At 64.2% G+C, this 22148-nt stretch carries 19 protein-coding genes; 14 read left to right on the forward strand and 5 right to left on the reverse strand.

Going from position 1 to position 22148, the window contains the following annotated elements:
* The first annotated feature begins 112 nt into the window (after nucleotides 1–112).
* From lgt to P0X85_RS11015, 5 genes are all read left to right on the forward strand, one after another.
* A complete protein-coding gene (gene lgt, locus P0X85_RS10995; protein WP_275812871.1) occupies nucleotides 113–997 on the forward strand; it encodes a prolipoprotein diacylglyceryl transferase in 885 nt (294 codons plus the stop codon).
* Entirely contained in the window at nucleotides 994–2067 is a 1074-nt protein-coding gene (locus tag P0X85_RS11000; protein WP_275812874.1) for a class I SAM-dependent methyltransferase, read from the forward strand. The genes lgt and P0X85_RS11000 overlap by 4 nt, the downstream gene beginning before the upstream one ends.
* A 21-nt stretch (nucleotides 2068–2088) precedes the next feature.
* The gene (gene pgeF, locus P0X85_RS11005) at nucleotides 2089–2844 is read left to right on the forward strand and encodes a peptidoglycan editing factor PgeF (protein ID WP_275812943.1); all 756 of its coding nucleotides are present in this window, start codon (nucleotides 2089–2091) and stop codon (nucleotides 2842–2844) included.
* 268 nt (nucleotides 2845–3112) lie between these two features.
* The gene (locus P0X85_RS11010; protein ID WP_275812878.1) at nucleotides 3113–3268 is read left to right on the forward strand and encodes a hypothetical protein; all 156 of its coding nucleotides are present in this window, start codon (nucleotides 3113–3115) and stop codon (nucleotides 3266–3268) included.
* Nucleotides 3269–3596: 328 nt separating this feature from the next.
* A complete protein-coding gene (locus P0X85_RS11015; RefSeq protein ID WP_275812881.1) occupies nucleotides 3597–4424 on the forward strand; it encodes a Hint domain-containing protein in 828 nt (275 codons plus the stop codon).
* Nucleotides 4425–4494: 70 nt separating this feature from the next.
* On the opposite strand, the gene P0X85_RS11020 is transcribed toward P0X85_RS11015, so the two are convergent.
* Nucleotides 4495–6312: a M3 family oligoendopeptidase gene (locus tag P0X85_RS11020; protein WP_275812884.1), complete on the reverse strand. Its 1818-nt coding sequence runs from the start codon at nucleotides 6310–6312 to the stop codon at nucleotides 4495–4497.
* A gap of 230 nt (nucleotides 6313–6542) precedes the next feature.
* Between P0X85_RS11020 and P0X85_RS11025 the strand changes: the two genes are divergently transcribed.
* The 4 genes from P0X85_RS11025 to P0X85_RS11040 are packed head-to-tail and all read left to right on the forward strand — an operon-like array spanning nucleotide 6543 to nucleotide 10487.
* Nucleotides 6543–7955, forward strand: coding sequence for a circularly permuted type 2 ATP-grasp protein (locus P0X85_RS11025; protein ID WP_275812887.1), 1413 nt, complete (start codon nucleotides 6543–6545; stop codon nucleotides 7953–7955).
* Nucleotides 7956–7959: 4 nt separating this feature from the next.
* A complete protein-coding gene (locus tag P0X85_RS11030; RefSeq protein WP_275812890.1) occupies nucleotides 7960–8919 on the forward strand; it encodes an alpha-E domain-containing protein in 960 nt (319 codons plus the stop codon).
* The gene (locus tag P0X85_RS11035; RefSeq protein ID WP_275812893.1) at nucleotides 8910–9722 is read left to right on the forward strand and encodes a transglutaminase family protein; all 813 of its coding nucleotides are present in this window, start codon (nucleotides 8910–8912) and stop codon (nucleotides 9720–9722) included. The genes P0X85_RS11030 and P0X85_RS11035 overlap by 10 nt, the downstream gene beginning before the upstream one ends.
* Before the next feature lie 33 nt (nucleotides 9723–9755).
* Nucleotides 9756–10487, forward strand: coding sequence for a proteasome-type protease (locus P0X85_RS11040; RefSeq protein WP_275812896.1), 732 nt, complete (start codon nucleotides 9756–9758; stop codon nucleotides 10485–10487).
* On the opposite strand, the gene P0X85_RS11045 is transcribed toward P0X85_RS11040, so the two are convergent.
* Both P0X85_RS11045 and P0X85_RS11050 read right to left on the reverse strand, forming a co-directional pair.
* Entirely contained in the window at nucleotides 10471–11418 is a 948-nt protein-coding gene (locus tag P0X85_RS11045) for an alpha/beta fold hydrolase (protein WP_275812899.1), read from the reverse strand. The two genes, P0X85_RS11040 and P0X85_RS11045, sit on opposite strands and share 17 nt — an antisense overlap.
* Entirely contained in the window at nucleotides 11418–11705 is a 288-nt protein-coding gene (locus tag P0X85_RS11050; RefSeq protein WP_275812902.1) for an SCP2 sterol-binding domain-containing protein, read from the reverse strand. Before P0X85_RS11050 ends, P0X85_RS11045 begins: the two co-directional genes overlap by 1 nt.
* 123 nt (nucleotides 11706–11828) lie before the next feature.
* On the opposite strand from P0X85_RS11050, the gene P0X85_RS11055 reads away from it, so the two are divergent.
* From P0X85_RS11055 to P0X85_RS11075, 5 genes are all read left to right on the forward strand, one after another.
* The gene (locus P0X85_RS11055; protein WP_275812906.1) at nucleotides 11829–12341 is read left to right on the forward strand and encodes a tetratricopeptide repeat protein; all 513 of its coding nucleotides are present in this window, start codon (nucleotides 11829–11831) and stop codon (nucleotides 12339–12341) included.
* Between the two features lie 36 nt (nucleotides 12342–12377).
* Nucleotides 12378–15119, forward strand: coding sequence for a helicase-related protein (locus P0X85_RS11060; protein WP_275812909.1), 2742 nt, complete (start codon nucleotides 12378–12380; stop codon nucleotides 15117–15119).
* Nucleotides 15116–15430 (forward strand): RNA-binding S4 domain-containing protein, encoded by a 315-nt coding sequence (locus tag P0X85_RS11065; protein WP_275812913.1) that lies wholly within the window; start codon nucleotides 15116–15118, stop codon nucleotides 15428–15430. The genes P0X85_RS11060 and P0X85_RS11065 overlap by 4 nt, the downstream gene beginning before the upstream one ends.
* A gap of 106 nt (nucleotides 15431–15536) precedes the next feature.
* Nucleotides 15537–15875 carry a ferredoxin FdxA gene (gene fdxA / locus P0X85_RS11070; RefSeq protein ID WP_275812916.1) on the forward strand — a complete coding sequence of 113 codons (339 nt, stop codon included), beginning with the start codon at nucleotides 15537–15539 and terminating at the stop codon, nucleotides 15873–15875.
* Between the two features lie 308 nt (nucleotides 15876–16183).
* A complete protein-coding gene (locus P0X85_RS11075; protein ID WP_275812919.1) occupies nucleotides 16184–16693 on the forward strand; it encodes a CarD family transcriptional regulator in 510 nt (169 codons plus the stop codon).
* 54 nt (nucleotides 16694–16747) lie between these two features.
* Here P0X85_RS11075 and P0X85_RS11080 read toward each other — a convergent pair whose 3' ends face one another.
* Together P0X85_RS11080 and P0X85_RS11085 are read right to left on the reverse strand one after the other, a co-directional pair.
* The gene (locus P0X85_RS11080) at nucleotides 16748–18622 is read right to left on the reverse strand and encodes a monovalent cation:proton antiporter-2 (CPA2) family protein (protein WP_275812922.1); all 1875 of its coding nucleotides are present in this window, start codon (nucleotides 18620–18622) and stop codon (nucleotides 16748–16750) included.
* A 189-nt stretch (nucleotides 18623–18811) separates the two neighbouring features.
* The gene (locus P0X85_RS11085) at nucleotides 18812–21940 is read right to left on the reverse strand and encodes a hypothetical protein (RefSeq protein ID WP_275812925.1); all 3129 of its coding nucleotides are present in this window, start codon (nucleotides 21938–21940) and stop codon (nucleotides 18812–18814) included.
* Nucleotides 21941–22148 lie beyond the last annotated feature (208 nt).

Consider the following 22148-nt stretch of genomic DNA (forward strand, 5'->3'; position numbering starts at 1 on the left):
GCCTCCGGGTCGGGAATAACTGTTTCGCCCTATATGGGCCGGGCGGGCGGCAGAGACAAGGTTGACTTCGCCCGCGCCGCAATGTGTGTTGCGCGCGGATACGAGGAGCGTCATGGCCATACCCTTTCCCGATATCGACCCGAATGCCTTTGTGATCCCGGTGCTGAACCTGCCGATCCGCTGGTACGCGCTGGCCTATATTGCGGGGCTCATCGCGGGCTGGCGGATTATCGTAGCCCTGATGAAGCGCCCTGCGCTTTGGGGCGGACAGGCGCCAATGGAGCCGGGCCGGGTCGAGGATTTGCTGACGGCGGTGATCGTGGGCGTCGTCCTGGGCGGGCGGCTGGGCTTCGTGCTGTTCTACCAGCCGGGCTATTACCTGTCGCACCCGCTGGAGATCCTGAGGGTCTGGGAGGGCGGTATGTCCTTCCATGGTGGTTTTCTGGGCGTTGTGCTGGCGGGGCTTTGGTTTGCCCGCCGCAATGCGATCCCGCCGCTGGCGATTGCCGATGCCTTCGCGCTGGTTGCGCCGATCGGGCTTTTGCTGGGACGGATTGCCAATTTCATCAAGCCTGAACTCTGGGGACGTCCGACTGACGCGCCTTGGGGTGTGATCTTCCCGGTGCCCGAGGCGCAGATGTGTCTTGGCATCGCGGGGCAGGTGGACGGTGCCTGCGCGCGTCACCCCTCGCAGCTTTATGAGGCGGGACTGGAAGGACTGCTTCTTGGCGCGATCCTTTGGGTGTTGCTTGCGCGGGGCGGATTGCGGCGTCCGGGACTGCTGCTCGGTGTATTCCTGATCGGCTACGGTTTGTCGCGCGCTTTCGTCGAGCTGTTCCGGCAGGCGGATGCGCAATTCGTTACGCTTGATAATCCGATGGGCTACGCGCTTCAGATCGGTGCTGGCGGACTGACTATGGGGCAGATCCTGTCGCTTCCGATGATTGCCGCAGGGATCTGGTTCGCAGCCCGGGCGCTGCGAGGGGCACGCATATGACGCCGCTGGGCGATATCCTCGCGCGGCGTATCGCGTCCGAGGGGCCGATGCGGCTCGACCATTACATGGCCGAGTGCCTGCTCCATCCCGCGCATGGCTATTACACGACCCGCGACCCGCTTGGGCACGCGGGCGACTTCACCACCGCCCCCGAAATCAGTCAAATGTTCGGTGAGATGCTGGGGCTGTGCCTTGCGCAGGTCTGGCTCGATCAGGGGCGGCCCGCGTATTTCTTGCTGGCGGAGTTGGGTCCGGGGCGCGGCACGTTGATGGCGGATATGCTGCGCGCGATGAGGGGCGTTCCGGGGATGCTGGACGCGGCGGAGATCCATCTGGTCGAGGCCTCGCCCACATTGGGCGCGGCTCAGGAAGTGCGGCTATCGGGGCATCTGGTGCAGTGGCATGACAGCATCGAGACCCTGCCCGACGGGCCGCTTTATGTCGTGGCGAACGAGTTCTTCGACGCCCTGCCGATCCGGCAATTCGAGCGCATCGACATGATGTGGTGCGAGCGTCAGGTCGGTCTGGTCGAGGGGAAGCTGGTGCCGGGGCGTGCGCCGCCGACCGCGCTGGCCGCTCTGGAGGGCCGCCTGCTGGACACCCCGGATGGTGGCTTCGTCGAGATTTGTCCGGCCGCCCCGCCGATCGCGGGTCAGATCGGTGGGCGGATCGCGGCCGCAGGCGGCGTCGCGCTGATCTTCGATTATGGCGGCTGGCACAGCCTTGGCGATACGTTTCAGGCGCTGCGCGGGCATCAGCCCGAAGACCCCTTTGCCCATCCGGGCGAGGCGGACCTCACGGCCCATGTCGATTTCGAGCCGCTGGCACAGGCGGCCCAAAGCGCGGGGGCTGCGGTGTCGGCGCTCATGCCGCAAGGGGTGGTGCTGGAACGGCTCGGAATCACGGCGCGGGCGCAGGCGCTTGCGGGCAAGCTCAGCGGTGAGGCCCTGCAATCTCATATCGCGGCGCATCGGCGCTTGACCCATCCCGAAGAAATGGGTCACCTGTTCAAAAGCCTCGCAATCTACCCCGAACATGCCCCGCTGCCGCCGGGCTTCGACGCCAGTTAACCCACGGGTTCGATCATGCCGATGACACTCGAAATCCTGACTTCTCCGGCGCTCGATGGCGTGCGGCACGGGTTTTTCACCCGGCGAGGTGGGGCATCTTCTGGCGTGTTCGCTGGGCTGAATTGCGGGCATGGTTCGAGCGACCAGACCGAGGCGGTGAGCGTCAACCGCGAGCGTGTCGCAACGGCGATGGACTCGGAGCCCAAGGCGCTCGTGGGCGTGTATCAGACGCATTCCGCCGATGTCGTGACGGTCGATGCACCGCTCGAGGGGCGCGTCGAGGCGGATGCGCTGGTGACGCGCACACCGGGGCTGGTGCTGAGTATCCTCACCGCCGATTGCCAGCCCGTGCTGTTTGCGGATCGTGAGGCCGGCGTGATTGGCGCGGCCCATGCGGGTTGGCGGGGCGCGCTCGACGGGGTGCTGGAAAACACGCTCGACGCGATGGAAGCGCTGGGCGCGGATCGCGCGAATATCGCGGCGGTGATCGGACCTTGCATCTCGCAGAGCGCCTATGAGGTCGGCTGGGATTTCATGGAGCAATTCACTGTCGAGGACCCGGACTATCAGCGTTTCTTCACGCAAGGCCCGAATGACAAGCCGCTCTTCGATCTTCCGTCCTTCGGGCTGCATCGTCTGCGCGAGGCTGGCGTTGGCTCGGCGGAGTGGATCCGTCACTGCACCTATGCTGACCCCGACCGGTTCTATTCCTACCGCCGCACCACGCATCAGAAAGAGGCCGATTACGGTCGGCTGATCTCGGTGATCCGGCTCTGAGTCGGAGTGTGCGCCACACGCGTGCGATTCGGGCGGGATTGCGATCTGCCGTGCCCAGTTTGTGCCCCAATTATGAATGAAACGCGAAGTTGACGCCCACAATCCCCGTATTTTAGCCGTTTGGGAAACAATGACGCGGTCACAATCGTTCCGAAACGGTGCTCCAGAAAAATAACGATCTGCCAAAACAGTGCCGCATTGCGTTGCGATAAAGGGGTCAGACGGGCGCCAGACCCGAACCGAAATCGCCTTTAGGCAGGAGCAGACCATGACCCCGAAGAAAAACCGCCGCTGGATGACCAACGTGATCGCCGAAGCCGCGAAATGCGACGTACAGATGCCTTGGGCCCGCGGTCCGCGTCGCGCCGCAACGATTGCGCGCCGTGAAGAGGCCCAGAAGCCTCGCGCCCTGCGCGCTTCCTGATCCATTCCGAATATCGTCCGTAGCCTTCGCGTCGCGCCCAAGTGAGCGCGCGCGGCTAGGGACTTGGCCGGGGGCTGCCAACCCCGGCCAGATGATTCCCCGAATCTCCGGACGGTAAGTCGTCACACCCGGTGGCTTTCGCATTGCAGAACGCGATTATGGGTCTGGGGTCTGAAACAATCATGGGGGTTGGTCGGGCATTGATCTCAATAAGCCTATATTTTCTTTTGAAAATTTGACCTTCGCTTTTGATGCGGGCATCTTGTGGGTGTCTGTCTGCGCGTGGTGGGGGCCATTGCAGATGTGACCAGACCGAAAGGCTGATCGCATGTCCTATCTACATCGCGCGTCGGTGGGTTCTGCCCCCGCTGAGGCCGATACCGTGGCCCCGCTGCCCGCAAGGTTGCCCCGGATCAAATCGCCCCATCTGCCCACCGAGGCGGACCGTCGCCCGCCGCGTTCCATGCCGTTGACGCGCCGCTATGAGGCGATGTGGCTGTGCCGCAATGGCGACATCGACTCGACCGTTCGAATCGCGCCGGCCACACCGCTTTTCGAAGAGGCATTTTCGGCTCTCGCGCGGGGTGCGGTGCTGCAAAGCGATATGGGGCCTGTGGCGGTCGAGGATGTCGTTCCGGGTATGCGTGTGCTGGTGGCCGATGGCAGCTTTGTCGCTGTGACATGGGTGGGTTCTATGACGCTCTACCCTGGTCACTCGCCTGAGCCGGACGACAAACCCGTCACTCTGACGCGGATCACCGCGGACGCGTTCGGGGCGGGGCGTCCGATGCCCGATCTTGTGCTGGGGCCGCGTGCCCGGATCTGCCTGCGGGACTCGCGCCTGCAAGGGCAATTCGGGCTGGATGCCGCCTTTGTGCCGGCGCGCGCCTTTGTGGATGGGGTGAGCGTGATCGAAGTCACGCCCGCAGCCCCGGTGAGTGCCTATCATCTCGTGCTCGAACGGCAGGCAGCGATCCGGGTGATGGGGATAGAGGTTGAGAGCTATCATCCCGGCGAAGGAATCGAGGGCATGATCGACCCGCGGATGCTCTCGCTGTTCGAGGGGTTGTTTCCGCAGATGCATGGTCTCTCGGGCTTCGGGCCGCTCGCGCATCAGCGCCTGACACGGTTCGAGGTCGAGCATCTGTTCGACTAAGCGCTGTGGCGCATGAAAAAGGGCGCGCGGGGGAGTTCCGGCGCGCCCTTTATCCTATCCAGCGGAGGGATCAGTCCTCCATCGCCTCCAGCTCGTCGATGAAGCCCGCGATCATTGACAGACCCTTGTCCCAGAAGGCCGGATCGCTGGCATCGAGGCCAAAGGGCGCGAGCAGTGCCTTGTGGTGTTTGGAGCCGCCCGCCTCCAGCATTGCGAAATACTTGTCCTGGAAGCCCTCAGGCGCGGCCTCATAGGCGGCGTAGAGCGCGTTCACCAGCCCGTCACCGAAGGCATAGGCGTAGACGTAGAAGGGCGAGTGGACGAAATGCGGGATATAGGCCCAGAAGGTCTCGTAACCCGGCATGAATTCAAAGGCCGGGCCGAGGCTTTCGCCCTGCACCGACATCCACAGTTCGTTGATCTGATCGGGGGTCAGCTCGCCTTCGCGCCGCGCGGCGTGGAGCTTGCACTCGAAATCATAGAAGGCGATCTGGCGCACGACCGTGTTGATCATGTCCTCGACCTTGCCGGCCAACAGTGTCTTGCGCTCTTCCTTGGTTTTCGCGGCCTCCAGCAGCTTGCGGAAGGTGAGCATCTCGCCAAAGACGGATGCGGTTTCGGCAAGCGTCAGCGGCGTGGACGACAGCATCTCGCCTTGTTTTGCGGCCAGAACCTGATGGACGCCGTGACCCAGCTCATGCGCAAGGGTCATCACATCGCGCGGTTTGCCGAGGTAGTTGAGCATCACGTAGGGGTGGACCGTGGTCACCGTAGGATGCGCAAAGGCGCCCGGTGCCTTGCCCGGCTTCACGCCCGCGTCGATCCAGCCTTTGTCGAAGAACGGCTCGGCAATCTCGGCCATGCGCGGATCAAAGGCCGCGTAGGCGGTCATCACCGTGTCGCGGGCCTCGTCCCACTGGATCGTGCGCGGGGCTTCGGTCGGCAGCGGCGCGTTGCGGTCCCAGACCTGAAGCTTGTCGAGGCCGAGCCATTTCGCCTTGAGCGCATAATAGCGATGCGACAGGCGCGGATAGGCGGCGACGACGGCGTTGCGCAGGGCCTCCACGACCTCGGGTTCGACATCGTTCGACAGGTGCCGGCCATATTGTGGGGTCGGCATCTTGCGCCAGCGATCCTCGACCTCTTTCTCTTTGGCGAGCGTGTTGTGGACGCGCGAGAAGAGCTTGATCTTGTCCTGGAAGACGCGGGCCAGTTCATGTGCGGCCGCCTCGCGGCGGGCGCGGTCATGATCCGACAAAAGTGTGGTCGTGGCTTCAAGGTTCAACACCTCGCCCTGCACGGTGAATTCCAGTGCGGCGGTCGTCTCGTCAAAGAGGCGGTTCCATGCGGCGGCCCCTACAACGGATTGATCGTGCAGGAATTTCTCAAGCTCATCCGAGAGCTGGTGCGGCTTCATCGCGCGCATCCGGTCGAAGACAGGCTTGTAGCGCGCGATGGCCGCATCGGCGAAAAGCGCCTCATAATGCGCGTCCTCGATCCGGTTGAATTCGAGCGAGAAGAACACGAGCGGCGTGGTGAAATTGGTGATCTTGTCTTGCGCGTTGGCCATGAATTGCGCGCGTTCGGCATCGACCGTATTCTGATAGTAGCGCAGGCCCGCATAGGACATGATCCGGCCCGCCGTGGTCTCGATCGCCTCGTAGCGGCGGATGCACTCGCCCATGCCCGCCGCGTCGAGTGTGGCCAGCTTGCCCTCGTAATCGGTGGCGAAGCGGGCGCATTCTTCCTCGAGCCACGTCATGTCACGCGCGTATTCAGGCGCGTCGGGGGCGGTGTAGAGATCGCTCAGATCCCAGTCCGGCAGATCGCCAAATCCCCCGGCGGTTGCGTTGGCGTCGAAAACGGGCTGGGGCAGGCGAATGGGCATGAGATCCTCTTCTTCGGTTGAGCTTCAGAGATAGGGGCAGGCAGGGGGGCGTTGCAAGGGCGGCGGGTTGCGGCGCGGCGGGGTTCGGTCATGACAGGTTGATTAAAAAATGTGCGCACGGTCGACTTTTGTGCGAAATTCCTCTGGTGTCGCACGTTATGCTCCCCTTGCGCTTCCAACTCCGCCGCGCGGTGCCTAGCCTTTGAGCAAGGCGAGAGGAATCATCAGCGATGACGCAGTATTTCAACGAGATGTATGAGGGCGACGCAGTGCGCGCCCCTTATGCCGGTCTGGAAAGCTGGATACGGTCCATGCCCGCCGAGTTGCGGCAGATGAAACAGGCCGAGGCCGAGGCGCTGTTCCGCCGCATCGGAATCACCTTTGCCGTCTATGGCGAGGGCGGCGACCCGGACCGGCTCATTCCTTTCGATATGTTTCCGCGTGTCTTTGCGCAGGATGAGTGGCGTAAACTCGATCGCGGGGTGAAGCAGCGTGCGCGGGCGCTCAACGCCTTCCTGCGCGATGTCTACGGGCGTGGCGAGATCGTGCGTGCGGGCCGCATTCCGGCGCGGCTGGTCTATCAGAACGAGGCCTATGAGCACGCGGTGTCCGGCTTCACGCCGCCGCGGGGCATCTACAGCCATATCGTTGGCGTCGATCTTGTGCGCACCGGGCCGGATGAGTTCTTTGTGCTGGAAGATAACTGCCGCACGCCGTCGGGCGTCAGCTACATGCTCGAAAACCGCGAGATCATGATGCGCATGTTCCCGCAGTTGTTCCGCGAGAACCGGATCGCACCGGTCGATGGCTATGCCGAATTGCTGCGCCGCACGCTGGCCAGCGTGGCGCCGGAGAAATGCGACCGCGCGCCCACCATCGCGATCCTCACGCCGGGCCATTTCAACTCGGCCTATTACGAACACAGCTTCCTCGCCGATCTGATGGGCGTCGAACTGGTCGAGGCCGCTGATCTTTTCGTCGAGGGCGGGTTTGTCTGGATGCGCACCACCGAGGGCCCGAAGAAGCTCGATGTGATCTACCGACGGATCGACGATGCGTTCCTCGATCCACTCTGCTTCCGCCCGGATTCGATGCTGGGCGTGCCGGGGCTGATGGATGTCTACCGCTCGGGTGGGGTGACGATTGCTTCGGCGCCGGGCGCGGGCGTTGCCGATGACAAGGCGATCTATACCTTCGTGCCCGAGATGGTGCGGTTCTATCTGGACGAGGAGCCGATCCTGCAAAACGTGCCGACATGGCAATGCGGCAAGGCGGATGACCTGAAATATGTGCTCGACAATCTGGGTGAGCTGGTCGTGAAAGAGGTCCATGGATCGGGCGGTTACGGGATGCTCGTGGGGCCGAAATCCACCAAGGATCAGATCGAGGCGTTTCGCGCCAAGATCGAGATGGACCCCGATAACTATATCGCGCAGCCGACGCTCGCGCTCTCGACGACGCCGACCTTCGTCGAGGAGGGGATCGCCCCGCGTCATGTCGATTTGCGGCCCTATTGTCTGGTCGGCGAGCAGGTCTCGCTCGTGCCCGGCGGGCTGACGCGGGTAGCGCTGACCGAAGGGTCGCTGGTGGTGAACTCGTCGCAGGGCGGGGGGGTCAAGGATACATGGGTTCTGGCGGAGTGATGACATGCTGAGCCGGACGGCTGACAATCTGTTCTGGATCGCGCGCTATCTGGAGCGCGCCGAAACCACGGCGCGGCTGCTTGAGGTGGGGGCGCGGATCGCGCTGATCCCCTCGGCGGGCCACGGCTATCGCAGCGAATGGGAGAGCCTCTTGCATGCGTCGGGCACGGCCGATGGGTTCAAGGCCAAATATGGCGACCCGGTGCAGCGCAATATCGAGAGCTACATGTTCTTCGACCGCGACAACCCCTCTTCGGTCGTGTCCTGTCTCGAACGCGCCCGCGAGAACGCCCGCATCGTGCGGACCGCCCTCACCGGGCAGGTCTGGGATGCGCTCAACACCGCCTATCAGGAGCTGCGCGCGCTGGAACGCAAACCGCGCTCCGAGATCGAGTTGACCGAACTGACGGAGTGGGTCGTGCGCCAGACCGCGATGGTGCGCGGCGCGATGGATTCGACGCTTCTGCGCAATGACGGCTACCATTTCCTCAATCTCGGATCGGCGCTGGAGCGGGCCGATAACACCGCGCGGCTGATCGACGTGAAATACTTCGTGCTGCTGCCCTCGGTCGATCTGGTCGGCTCGGAGCTGGACAATTACCAGTGGCAGACGCTCTTGCGTGCTCTTTCGGCACATCGGGCGTTCCATTGGGCCTATGGCGGCGAGATCACGGCGGCGAAGATCGCCGATTTCCTGATCCTGAACCGCCAGAGCCCGCGCTCGCTCATCGCTTCGGCCGAGGCCGCGATGGCGCATCTCGATGCGCTTGGGCGCATCTACCACCATTCCGGCCCCGCCCAGCGGCGCGCCCGCGCGATCGTCGGTGATCTGGCCGAGACCCGTGTGAGCGACATTTTCAATGAGGGGCTGCATGAATTCCTTACGCGGTTCATCCGCGAGGTTGGCGTGGTCTCCTCGTTCGTTCATGACGGCTATCTGAGCGGAGAAGCGCGATGCTCCTGACGGTCCAGCACAAGACGATCTATCGTTACGACATGCCGATGCGGTCGGCTGTGCAGTCGTTGCGCCTGTTTCCTTCGCGCTTCGAGGGACAGCACGTGCTCTCGTGGCAGGTCGAGGTCGCAAACGGGTTGCGCGGTGCGAGTTTCCGCGATGGGGCGGGCGACAAGGTCGAAGGCTGGTCGGTGCGTGGACCGCTGAACGAGGTCGTGGTCACCGTCGAGGGGCAGGTCGAGACCGCGGATCTGGCCGGTGTGCTGCGCGGTCACCGCGAAATGATCGCCCCCGAGGCCTATCTGCGCGACACCGCCGCCACCGAAGCCGATCATGCGTTGCGCCAGATCGGAGCCGATGCGCTGGCGGGCAGCGGGGGGGCGCTCGATGCGGCGCACCGGATGGCTGCCGCCATTGCCGAAGCCATCGCCTACCGACCCGGTGTGACCCATGCCCATACCACCGCCGCCGAGGCGCTCGCGCTGGCGGAGGGTGTCTGTCAGGATCATGCCCATGCGCTGATCGCCACCGCCCGCGCGCAGGGCATCCCGGCGCGCTATGTCTCGGGTTATCTCTATGCCTCCGAGGACGGCACTCCGCATGAGGCGGCCCATGCCTGGGCTGAACTCTATCTTGATGGGTTGGGATGGGTCGGTTTCGATCCGGCCAATCGCTGCTGCCCGGATGAGCGCTACATCCGGCTTGGGTCGGGGATGGATGCGCGCGACGCGGCCCCCATTCGGGGGATCGCGCTGGGCGCGGGGCAAGAGAACCTTGATGTCACAGTTGCCTTGGCCGCGGTGCAGCAATAATCTGCGCCGGTTGATCCGAGCCAAGAGGGTGCGATGACATATTGCGTTGGGTTGCTGCTGGATGCGGGGATGGTCCTGCTGTCGGATACCCGCACCAATGCGGGGCTCGACAACATTGCCACCTATCGCAAGATGTTCACGTTCGAGGAGCCGGGAGAGCGGGTCATCACCATTCTGACCGCCGGTTCGCTCTCGGTGACGCAAACCACCATCGCACGGCTGACCGAGGCGATCGAAGACCCCGAGGCCAGCGCGCAAAGCTCGATCATGCTGGCGCCGACATTGCTTCAGGTGGCTGAAATCATCGGCGCCACGCTTGCTGGCGTGCGGCAGGAAATCGACCACAAGATGAACGCCTCCAAGGTCTCGACCGCGGCGTCGATGATCGTCGCGGGGCAGCGCAAGGGCGGCGCGATGCGGATGTTCCTGATCTATCCCGAGGGGAATTTCATCGAGGCGACCGAGGACACGCCTTTCCTCCAGATCGGCGAGCACAAATACGGCAAGCCGATTCTCGACCGGGTCGTCTCGCGGGATACATCGCTGGAGGATGCGCAAAAGGCGGTGCTTTTGTCGATGGATTCGACGCTGCGCTCCAACCTGTCGGTCGGGATGCCGCTCGATCTTGCGGTGATCGAGAGCGATGCCTGCCAGGTCACCAGCCGCCGGCGGATCGAAGCCAAGGACCCGGATTTCGCGCGGATGTCCGAAGCCTGGTCGAACGCGCTGCGGGACGGATTTTCGCAGATCAGACTTGCGGAGTGACGCGCTCGAAAAGCGCCGCGCAGCCAGCGTAGAAGCGGTCGCGCACCGGCGCGATTTCCATCATCAGCTCGTGCTCGGCCCCGTCGATATCGTCGAGCCGACCTTGCGGCCAACGGGCCATCCGCTCGATCACCGGCGGGCGCAGGACAATCCGTTCATGCGTGCCGATCCCGGTATAGCAGGGCAGATCGGGTGAGGGCATCTGCGCCAGTTCCGCGCATACGAGGATCGAGGCCGCCGCCCATTGCAGCGTTGCGCCCGCGATGATCAGCCCTGGCTCTTTTGCCAGATGTTCGATCATGAAGGCCCACATTTCGGGATCGCGGGTGAGCATGTTGTCGGTAAAGGGCGCGCGATAGACATAGGTGTCAGCGGTCATGCCGGGCGCGTAATTGCGACCAATGGCGCGCCCGTCGACCCGGTCGGCAATCTGACGTTGAATCCCGCGCAGCGCGCGCGGGACCTGCACGCCCCACATCGGCGCGGAAAAGGCACAGGCCGCGAAGTCATGCGTGCCCATCAGGTGCCGTAATCCGATCGCGCCGCCCATCGAGTGGGCCAGCATCAGCCATGGGCGCGGCAGGTCATGGGCGCGGGCATAATCGAGAACGGCGCGCAGGTCGCACTGGTATTCGGCATAATCGGTGATGTGCCCCTTGACCGGGTCATCCAGCAGCCGGTCCGAAAGCCCTTGCCCGCGCCAGTCGATGGCAAGGCTGGCATAGCCGCTGGCCTGCATGCGGGTCGCGGCCGGGCCATATTTCTCTATATATTCGCTGCGCCCGGGCAGGATGAACACCGTTCCGCGCGGAGTGTCCGGACCGGGCCAGAGCCCGAGCCGGAGTTGTCTGTCGTCCTCCGTTCGAAGCCAGATCGCCGCGCCCCCTTCGGGGCCACGCGCCATGTCGCCATGGAACGGGGCTGCGCGCATCAGGCCAGCGCCGCGCCCAGCTGCATCGCCAGGCCCATCGAGCCGTCCACCTTGAGTTTGCCGGTCATGAAGGCGGCGGTCGGGTTCACATCGCCTTCGAGCATGCCCTGGAAGGTTTCGGCATTCGCGGTCAGCGTAACCTCGGCATCGTCGTCGCCCGCCCGCACGCCGTTTTCATCGACGATGATGCTGCCCTCGTCTTCGATCACGAATTTCGCGGTGGACGAAAAGCCGTTCGGCATTTTCGCGGACAGGGCGGCAACGGCCTTTTCGATGACTTCGCTCATGAGTTCCTCCGATTGTGATGGCCGGGCTCTCGCTTTCTCCGGCACATGCGTTACAGTTTAGTTATGCGCGAGGCTCCGGCGATAAACAAATGTGCCGTCACGGCATTTCTTCTGTCCATTCTGATGGGCACGCTGGCCCATGGGACCGCGCAGGCGGAGACAGCCGGGCTCGAGCGCTATTTCGAGGAACTGGCCGATCCTGACTACGAGGGCTGGGCGCGCGCCGAGTCGGATATCCGCCGGGCTTGGTCTCGCTCGGGCTCTCCGGGGATGGACCTGCTGCTCAAGCGCGGGCAGGACGCGCTCGACGAGGGCGATTACGACGCCGCGATTGAGCATCTAACCGCGCTGACCGATCACGCGCCTGATTTTGCCGAAGGGTGGAACGCGCGCGCGACCGCCTATTTTGCCGCCGGTCTTTACGGGCCCTCGATGGCGGATATTGCCCGTGTGCTCACCCTGGAGCCGCGCCATTGGGGCGCTCTGGCCGGGTTGGGGATGATCCTTGACGAAATGGGCCGCGAGGATGAAGCGCTCGACGCCTTCCGTGCCTCTTTTGCCTTGAACCCGCACCAGCAGGATGTGAAAGACGCGATTGCGCGGCTGGAAACCACGCTGGCGGGAACGGCGATCTGAGGTCCGGGCGCGGACCGGAAAACAAGGGCAGGCGGCATGGCAGAGGGGCGGATCACGGCCGTTTTGGGGCCGACCAATACCGGCAAGACGCATTACGCGATCGAACGGATGCTGGCGCATCGCACCGGCGTGATCGGCTTGCCGCTGCGGCTCTTGGCGCGCGAGGTCTATGACCGGATTGTCGCGCTTCGGGGGCCGAGCGTCGTCGCGCTCGTGACCGGGGAGGAACGCATCGTCCCGGAACGCACGCAATATTGGGTCTGCACCACCGAGGCGATGCCCGATGCCATCGGCGCGGATTTCGTCGCCTTGGACGAGATCCAGCTTTGTGCCGATCCCGAGCGCGGGCACGTTTTTACCGAGCGGCTTCTGTCGGCGCGCGGGCTTCATGAGACGCTGTTTCTGGGCTCGGACACGATGCGCGGGGCGATCAACGCGCTGGTGCCGAAGGTGCAGTTCACCCGCCGCGACCGGTTTTCGGAACTGCGCTATGCAGGTTCGAAAAAGACAAGCCGGATGCCTCCGCGCAGTGCGATTGTCGGGTTTTCTGTTGATAATGTGTATGCCGTTGCCGAGCTGATCCGCCGCCAGAAGGGCGGATGCGCGGTTGTCATGGGGGCGCTCAGCCCGCGCACACGCAACGCGCAGGTCGAGATGTATCAAAATGGCGATGTCGATTATCTCGTCGCCACCGATGCCATCGGGATGGGGCTCAACCTCGATATCGAGCACGTGGCCTTTGGCGCTACGGCCAAATTCGACGGGCGCCGGATGCGGGCGCTCTTCCCGCATGAGCTGGCGCAAATTGCAGGCCGCGCGGGCCGCCACACGCAGGACGGCACTTTTGGCGTCACCGGCGAGGCGCGCCCGCTCCCGCAAGAGGTGATCGACGCCATCGAGGGGCACCGCTTTGCCCCAATCCAGCGCCTGCAATGGCGCAACAGCCGTCTTGAATTCGGCACGATGCATCGGCTGATCCGGTCGCTCGAAGAAAATCCGCAAAACGAATGGCTGACCCGTGGGCGCGAGGCCGATGACCTGCGCGCGCTCAAGACGCTCTCGGAGATACCGGAGATCATCGACCGCGTGCGCCATCCCTCCGACGTTCGCCTGCTGTGGGATGTCTGCCGTATTCCCGATTTCCGCTCGATTTCCGAGGCTGAACATGCGACCCTTCTGGCGCGGATCTTCGGGTTCCTGCAGGCGGGTAAAGGTGTGCCAAGTGACTGGCTGGCGGGGCAGATCGCCCGGATCGACAAGACCCATGGCGGGATCGACGCCCTGTCCAAAAGATTGGCATTTATCCGCACATGGACCTATGTGGCGCAGCGCAAGGGCTGGGTCGATGACGAAAGCCATTGGCGCGGAGAGACGCGCGCGGTAGAAGACCGCCTGTCGGATGCGTTGCACAGCGCTCTGACCCAACGATTTGTGGACCGGCGCACCTCTGTGCTGTTGCGCCGGCTCAAGCAGAAGGAGACCCTCGTGGCCGAGGTGAACGACAAGGGTGAGGTGATGGTCGAGGGCGAATTCGCCGGCCGTCTGGATGGGTTCCGTTTTCAACAGGACGGCACCAGCTCGCCCGATGAGGCGAAAATGCTGGCGCGCGCGGCCTATGAGGCGCTGCGCCCCGAGTTCAACCTCCGGGCCGACCGGTTCTACAACGCGCCCGATACCGAGATGGACTTCACCGAGCAGGGTGGCCTGATGTGGGGTGAGATCGCTGTCGGCAAGCTGGTGAAGGGCGCCGATGCGCTCAAGCCCACGGTCGAGGCGTTCGTCGACGAAGAGGCGGGTGCGGATGTGGCCGAGAAGGTCAAACGCCGTTTGCAGCATTTCATCGACCGCAAGGTTGCGACCCTGTTCGAGCCGCTTCTGGCGATGGGCCGGGACGAGGCGCTGACGGGTCTTGCGCGCGGTTTTGCGTTCCGCCTGGTCGAAGAGCTGGGCATCGTGGCGCGCGAGAAAGTCGCCGCCGAGGTCAAGGACCTCGATCAGGAGTCGCGCGGTAGCCTGCGCAAGCATGGTGTGCGCTTTGGCCAATACACGATTTTCATGCCGGCACTCCTGAAGCCCGCGCCGACCCGCCTGCGGCTGGTGCTGGCCTCGCTTTGGGACGGGGCCGATGAATTCCCTGAAAGCCCGCCGCCCGGTCTGGTGACGATCCCCAATATCGAGGCGATCCCCGCCGCGACCTATCTGCTGTCGGGCTATCGCCCGGCGGGCGCGCGTGCGATCCGGATCGACATGCTCGAACGGCTCGCCGATCTGATGCGCGGGCAGGACAGCCGGGGCGGCTTTGAGGCCAATCCGGATATGCTCTCGATCACGGGCATGACGCTTGAGCAATTCGCGGACCTGATGCAGGGCCTTGGGTATAAGGCTGAAAAGGGCGAACGCGAGAAGCAGCGCCCGGTCGCTCCGGCGCCGGAAGAAGCGGCTGCCACCGAGGGGGCCGAGGCGCCCGAGGCCCCGGCAGCCGAGCCGACCCCGAGTGACGAGGGTGCTCCGGCCGAAGCCGAAACCGAAGTGTTCTACACCTTTACCTGGGCCCCGCGTCCGCGCGGCGCACGCCCTGCACGCCCCGAGGGCAAGGGTGGTGAGCGGACCGAGCGCAACAAGGGCGGCAAGCCGCGTGGCAAGCCCGCCAAGGGCAAGGGCGGCAAGCCGCACAATGAGGGCCCGCGCGCCTTCGAGGCCCGTCCGCCGCGCAAGGAAAAGCCGATTGATCCGGACAACCCCTTCGCCGTGCTGGCGGCGCTCAAGGACAAGAAGTGACCCACGCGCAAGAGCGCATCCGTATCGACAAATGGCTCTGGCACGCGCGTTTCTGCAAGACGCGCGGGCTGGCGAGCGAGATGGTGCAGGCCGGGCGCGTCCGCGTGAACGGCCAGCGCATCGACAAGCCGGGCCGCGCGGTGGGCGAGGGCGATGTGCTGACCTTCGCCTTTGGCGGCCATCCGCGCGTGCTGCGCATCCTTGCCTGCGGTGCGCGACGTGGGCCGGCGAGCGAGGCGCAGGCGCTCTACGTTGAAATCGGTGAAACCCGCGTTTCGCCTGAGGACGCAGCAGGCGAACAGCCATCCTGAAACCGGGCCAGATCGCCGCATCCGGGACTTACCGCCGCGCGATGTCTTGATTGATCGCGCCAGCCCGGATAGGAAACCCAAAACCGTTCCAAGCCGGGGTTGTCCCATGACCTATGTCGTCACCGATAACTGCATCGCCTGCAAATACACCGACTGCGTCGAAGTTTGCCCGGTGGACTGCTTCTACGAGGGTGAGAACACGCTGGTGATTCACCCCGACGAATGCATCGACTGCGGCGTTTGCGAACCGGAATGCCCTGCGGATGCGATCCGCCCCGATACCGAGCCGGGCATGGATGAATGGGTCGAGTTCAACCGGAAATACTCGGAACTCTGGCCGGTTATCACCCAGAAGAAAGACCCGATGCCGGATGCCGAGAAATATGACGGCGAGACCGGCAAGCTTGAGAAGTACTTCTCGGAAAAACCGGGTGCAGGCGACTGATCCGGGCAGGTTCGCGATTCGCACTCCGCGGCGCTTGACCTAACGGTAACTTTTCGGCAAGACTGCGACAAAGCGCCCCGGAATGCCGGGGGCGTCAAGCAGGTGGCAATCGCCGCGCTTTGAAATGCGCGCTTTTTGTGCTACAGTTCCATGACATAAGGATCTCGAATCCCCCTTTGATGCCACTGCTCGGGCGGATGAGGTTTTCCAGATTGCAAGAATCGCTGGCGCGAAGTTTCGGCTCTCGCGGTCAATTTTTGCGCGCTGGAAGGTGGAGTGATCGAGGGCGACTGCAAGGAAGCGACTGTATGACCAAGACCAAGAAGACCGAGTTTCGTCCTAACGATTTCGTCGTCTATCCGGCGCATGGTGTCGGCAAGATCATGTCGATCGAGGAACAGGAAATCGCCGGGCTGCGGCTCGAGCTGTTCGTCATTTCCTTCGAGAAAGACAAGATGACGCTGCGCGTGCCGACCAACAAGGCGACCGAGATCGGGATGCGGGGGCTCAGCTCCCCCGATATCGTGACCAAGGCGCTGGAAACCCTGAAGGGCAAGGCCAAGGTCAAGCGCGCCATGTGGTCGCGCCGGGCGCAGGAATATGAGCAAAAGATCAACTCGGGCGATCTGCTGTCGATCGCCGAAGTGGTGCGCGACCTGCATCGCAACGACGATCAGCGCGAGCAATCCTATTCGGAGCGTCAGCTTTATGAAGCCGCGCTGGAGCGCCTGACCCGTGAAGTTGCGGCCGTGTCCGGCACGGACGAGGCGGGTGCTGCCAAGCAGGTGGACGAGGTTCTGGTGAGCCGCGCTGCCTGATCCCCGCGACAGGATCATTTTAAGACGCGGGCCTCTGGGCCCGCGTTTTGCGTTTCAGCCCTTGGTTTTGGCGGGTTCGTCGGCCTCGCTGTCTTCGCGGCGGGAAAAGCGCTCCATCATCGCGGTTTCCAGCTCTGCATTCAGTTCTTTGGTGCGCGAGATGTAATCGGGGTTCTGCTCTACCGGAACGCCCGGCTTCCAGACCTGTGCCAGGTCGCGCACCGCTGCACGGTCGAGCTTGAAGAAGATCTTCTCCAGTTCGGCGGCTTCGAATTCCGACAGGCCGACATTCTCCAGCACATAGCGCCCCGCGCGCAGTGAACTGTCGAACATTTCGCGCACGATGTCGTTCGCGCCCGCGCGATACAGTTCGAACACATGGATGCGGTCGCGCGCGCGCGCGATGATATGCAGGTCGGGGCGCATCCGGCGCGCATAGGCCACCAGCCGCGTCGTCGCCCCCCGGTCATCAAGGGCCACGACCAACACCCGAGCCTTGGCAAGGCCAGCCGCGGCCAGCAGATCAGGGCGCGTAGGGTCACCGAAATAGCCTTTGAAGCCGAAGGTGCGCATCAGTTGGATGGTCTTGAGATCGGCATCGAGAACGGTCGTGCGGAAGCCCGACATCGTCACCAGCCGATTGACGACCTGCCCGAACCGTCCCACGCCTGCGATGATGATTGGCCCCTGCTCGTCGATCTCGTCGGGGCTTGGCCCGCCTTCGTCGCGGCGCAGCTTGCCCAGCAGATCGTGCAGGATGAACATGAGCGGCGTGATCAGCATCGAGAGCGCGATCACCACCAGCACGCGTTCGGCCAGCACGCCGGGCAGGATGCGCTGGGACACGGCGAAGGCCACCAGCACGAAGCCGAATTCCCCCGCCTGTGCGAGCCCCAGCGTGAACAGAGAGCGATCCTTGCCCCGCACATTGAACAGCCGCGCCAAGCCTGCGAGGATCAGCGCCTTGAGCGCGACCAGCCCGATCACCAGCCCCGCGATTTCGACAGGCGCGGCCAGCACCGTGTTGAAGTTGATACCCGCGCCGACCGTGATGAAGAACAGCCCCATGAGGAGGCCCTTGAACGGCTCGATGTCGGATTCCAGCTCGTGCTTGAATTCGCTGTCTGCGAGGACGACACCGGCAAGGAAAGTGCCTAGTGCCGGCGACAAGCCGACGAGATACATCAGAGAGGCAATGCCCACGACGATCATCAGCGCCATCGCGGTGTTGATCTCACGCAGGCGCGCGGCATGCACGAAGCGGAACATCGGCCGGATCAACAGGTGCCCCGCGACAATGACGAACAGCACCGCGCCCAGCGTGACCAGCGTGACGCCCCAGCCCGGCAGGCTCTCGATGAAATGGGCGACGGGGTGGTCGGCGCCTTCTTTCGCCTTGGCCAGCGCCCGCGCGCCGGGCAGTGCCAGCAGCGGCATCAGGGCCAGCATCGGGATCACCGCGATATCCTGCGTGAGCAGGACCGCAAAGGCCGAGCGCCCGCCTTTTGTCTGCATCAGGCGTTTTTCGTTAAGCGTTTGCAGCACGATCGCCGTCGAGGAGAGCGAGAAGATCATCCCCAGCGCGATCGAAATGCGCGGCGGTTGCCCGAAGGCCATCGCAATCGCTGCCACCGCCGCCAGCGTCAGCAACACTTGCAATCCGCCAAGCCCCAGCAGCTTGTCGCGCATCGCCCAGAGCGCACGCGGTTCGAGTTCCAGCCCGATCAGGAACAGCATCATTACCACGCCGAATTCCGCGAAATGCTGCAGGTCGGTCATCTCCGACCCGGACAGACCAAGGATCGGACCGATCAGGATGCCCGCGATCAGGTATCCAAGCACCGAGCCAAGGCCCGCGCGGCTCGCCAGCGGCACCGCGATGACCATTGCGAAAAGATAGAGCGTGGCCTGCAGCAGAAAGCTCTCCATGATGCGTGCCGTGCTCCTTTCCAAAGGCGTGTGTCAGAATGCCGCCGGGCCATTGCCAAGCGGTAGATGCGGGTCAATCGGCGCCAGGGCGCGATCCGGGGAATAGGGTCAGAGTAGCGGATGCCGAAGGGGGTTCAAGGTCGAAACGCGCAGTGTTTCAAAGCTGTCATCCGATGTGACCCTTTGCGCTCAGCTCCCTTTCAAGAGCTTGAGCGTATAGCTGCGCGAGCCTTTCTGATAGGTCAGTTGCCCGTCACCGATGGCCGTGACCTTGCCGCCGTCCAGCCGGTCGCCCACACCGACCTTGACGAATTTCCCGTTCGCCATGCGGATCAGTGCGCGGCGGCTGTTCGAAGAACCATAAAGCCCGATCAGGTTCATCTCCCCAAGCTGGATGCCGTTCTTGACCGTCGCCTGCTTGGCGACCGAGGCCGAGGTCGGAACCTTGGGAGCGGGGCCTGTCGGTTCCGGCTCGTCCAGCTCGTCGGGCGGGACCGGGGCGGAGAAGCTGGTCGGTTCGACGCCGCCACGTTGCGGTGCGGTGGGGGTTGCGCTCGCCGCGGGGGGGGCAGGGGCCTTGGGGGCTGCGAGGGCCGCCGTGACGATCCGCGAGAAGTTGCGCGGCTTGTCAGCGGGGCGACGCGATACGGTGACAGCCTGACGCGTGGCCGATGCGAACGGGTCCGCAGTGGCTTCGGCGGCCAGTGCGGCGACGGCGGCTTCCGCTGCTGCTGCCGCCGCTGCGAGCGCGTCGGCTTCGGCCTTGGCCTGTGCCTCTGCCTCGGCTTGCTGGCGGGCCTGTGCTTCGCGTGAGGCCGCGGCGATTGTGGCGGGGCGCGGGAGTGGGGTGCGCGCACCCAGACGGGCGATTTCGGCCTGTTCTTCGGGTGAGAGCGCGGCTTCGTCCTCGGTCTGGGGAGGCTCGGCGGCGGGGGTCTCCGTGGCAGGATCGGCTGTTTCAGGGATCGCTGTTTCGGCTGCGGATTGCGCGGCTTCGGCGGCGGCACTGCTCACCGCCTCGGGGCGGGCTTTGGGCTGGATGCCTGCGAGCGCCGGATCGGCGTAGGGTTTTTCAGCCTCGGCAAGGGCCGTCGCGGCAAGATCGGCAATCGTGGCTGGGCGCGCAGGCGGTACGAGTGGCGGCTGGCCGGCAAACAGCGTGAACGCGCCCGGCATCAGGACGCCTTCGGGCGTCGGCTCCACAGCGGCGGCCTCTGGGGTGGTGGGCGCTGTGGGCGGCTGGGTCGCGCTCGAAAGCGCCGCAAGGTTGAGGTTCACCTCTGGCAGCGGCGGCAGCGCGGAAGGCGGGAAGACCCGGGTCGTGGAATAGTCGTCCGGCTCGCCTTCGGGGGGCTGCGACTCATCGGGGGGTTCCGGCAGCGGCTCCGTCACTTCCGAGGCCATAACCGGCTCCGCCGGGGGCTCCGACGCTTCGGGGACTGTCTCCGGCTCGGGGGCCTCGTCGGGAGTGGTCTGCGCAATATCCGAGGTGATCGCAGGTTCTGGTTCGGGCTGCGCGGCGGTCGCGGCGACCTCGGGCGTCGGCGGTTCGGGCGCGGCCATGGCCGGCGCAAGAGCCGCTGTTTCCGTCTGTTGCGCCGGGGTTTCGGCAATGGTGTCCGGCTCTCCAAGGAAGGAGGACCAGAGCGCCACGATCGCCATGAACAGCACGAGGCCGACGGTCAGCAAATAGCCAAGATAGCGCGGTTTGCCGCCGACTTCCGTCTTGCGGCCGCCGAAAACCGTCTTGTTCGGCGCGGGCTGGCTCGTCGTGGCGGGGGCTTGGCTCTCGCCGGTGGGCGACGGTGCTTCGCCGGTGGTCTTGGCCATCGCCTTGCGCGTATTTTGGCCGAGAGCTGCCGTGCCTTTTGCGGCAGTCTTGAGCGATTTGCGCGCTGCCTTGCCAAGCGCCTTGGCCGCCTTGCCGCCCTTTTCCAGCGCAGCCTCGGTATCGAATTTCGGGACGGCAAGACCCGGAGCGGTCACTCCGAAACCATCCGTGCCCAGCGTGCCCTTCTCAAGCGCGGACTTGCGCGGCGGCAAGGTTTCCAGTCGTTTCGGCGGTGCCGCCAGCTTCGGTGCAGTGGATTTCGCCTCGGGCGCGGCGGGGCTTTCCGGTGTGTCCGGCGTTGTGATCCGGCGGCTCGTGAAAGCTGCGGGCGTCAGTGCGGACGCCGGCGGGTCTTCCGCCACATCATCGAGCGGCGGTGGCAGATCTTCCTCGAGTTCCGGGAAGCTCAGCGTTTCGACTGGCTCAGGAGAAAGCTCTTTTGTGTTAGAGGGTTGATCCTGGTCCGGGCTAGCCTCTTGCGGGGCGCCTTCGGTTTCGACAGCCGTCTCGCCGGCGCCCTCGCTTACGTCGATCTCTTGCACATCGTCTGGCAGATCAGCCTGAACGGACGGGCCTGATGTCTCATGCGTGAACGCCTGGGGCGCTTCGGTTGCTGCGACATCTGGGGCCGGGTCGGGTGCGATGTCGGAAAGTGCCGGGCTATCCTCGGCAGGAGGTGCTTCGGGGCCTTTGTCAACGACCGTGGCCTCGCTTTCGGTCTCCGGTTTCGTTTCGGTTGGGAGCGGGTCTTCGACGCTCTCGTCTTCCGCGGATGCCTCGTCAGGGGCGTCTGGTGCCGCTGCGGGGGTATGTTCGAAATCTACAGATTCAGCCGGTTCACTTGCCAGATCAACCTGTACATCAACATCTGCATGTTCGATTTCTGCAAGCTCGGAGGGCGCGGGCGGCGCGTCGATCACCACCTCGAGGACCGGAGCTTCCTCTAGAAGCCGGATCGGATCGGCATCGCGCTCGACGCGGGCGCCTTCGGGCAAATAAGAGGCCGCGACCGATGACAGGCCGAACCAAGGCTCTGCTGCAAAGGCACCGGACTCTGGGATCGCCGCGAAAGCAATGGGCGCAAAGCCATGGCTCTGGGCGAAGGCTTCGGCCTCGTCCAGGGTCTCGCGCGCGACAACGGCGACCTGAACGGTCTCATCCGGGCCGGTCCAGTCGAACACCAGATCGGGCACGTCGTAGGGCGTCAAACCCTCCAGCGCTTCGGCAATCTGACGACGCCGCGCGGCGGGGCTTGGGCCGGGCGCGTGGACCTCGGTATAAAGAATTTGAGATGCCGGGATGATGAGCTTGGTCATCAGCCCATCGGGGCCTGCCTCGGCTTCGGCGGCCTTACGCAGGCCGGCCAGCGCATCCGCCAGATCTTCGGCCTCAAGCGAGACATCTCCGAGTTGCTGCCAGCCGGTTTCGCGGCGTTGCAACAGCCCGATACCGTCATGCGAGAGATTGAGCGCAAAACTTGGTTTCATTCCGGGGCTCTAACACATGGGCGCGGTGCGCGGATACTGGGCTTGAAGGTTCGCAACTTGGTAAAGCAGTTTTCCGCCCATGAAAAGCCGCGCGAGTCGCTATCGCTGTTCACAATTTTCAAACAATGAGCGGTAGCGTCCACGGACGTGGTGTAAATTCAGCGCCGTCTTCGGTGTAATCTCAGGTGGCCATCGAGGTGTATGGTCG

The sequence above is a fragment of the Pseudothioclava nitratireducens genome (assembly GCF_029210495.1).
In the GTDB taxonomy this organism is placed as follows: Bacteria; Pseudomonadota; Alphaproteobacteria; order Rhodobacterales; family Rhodobacteraceae; genus Pseudothioclava; species Pseudothioclava nitratireducens.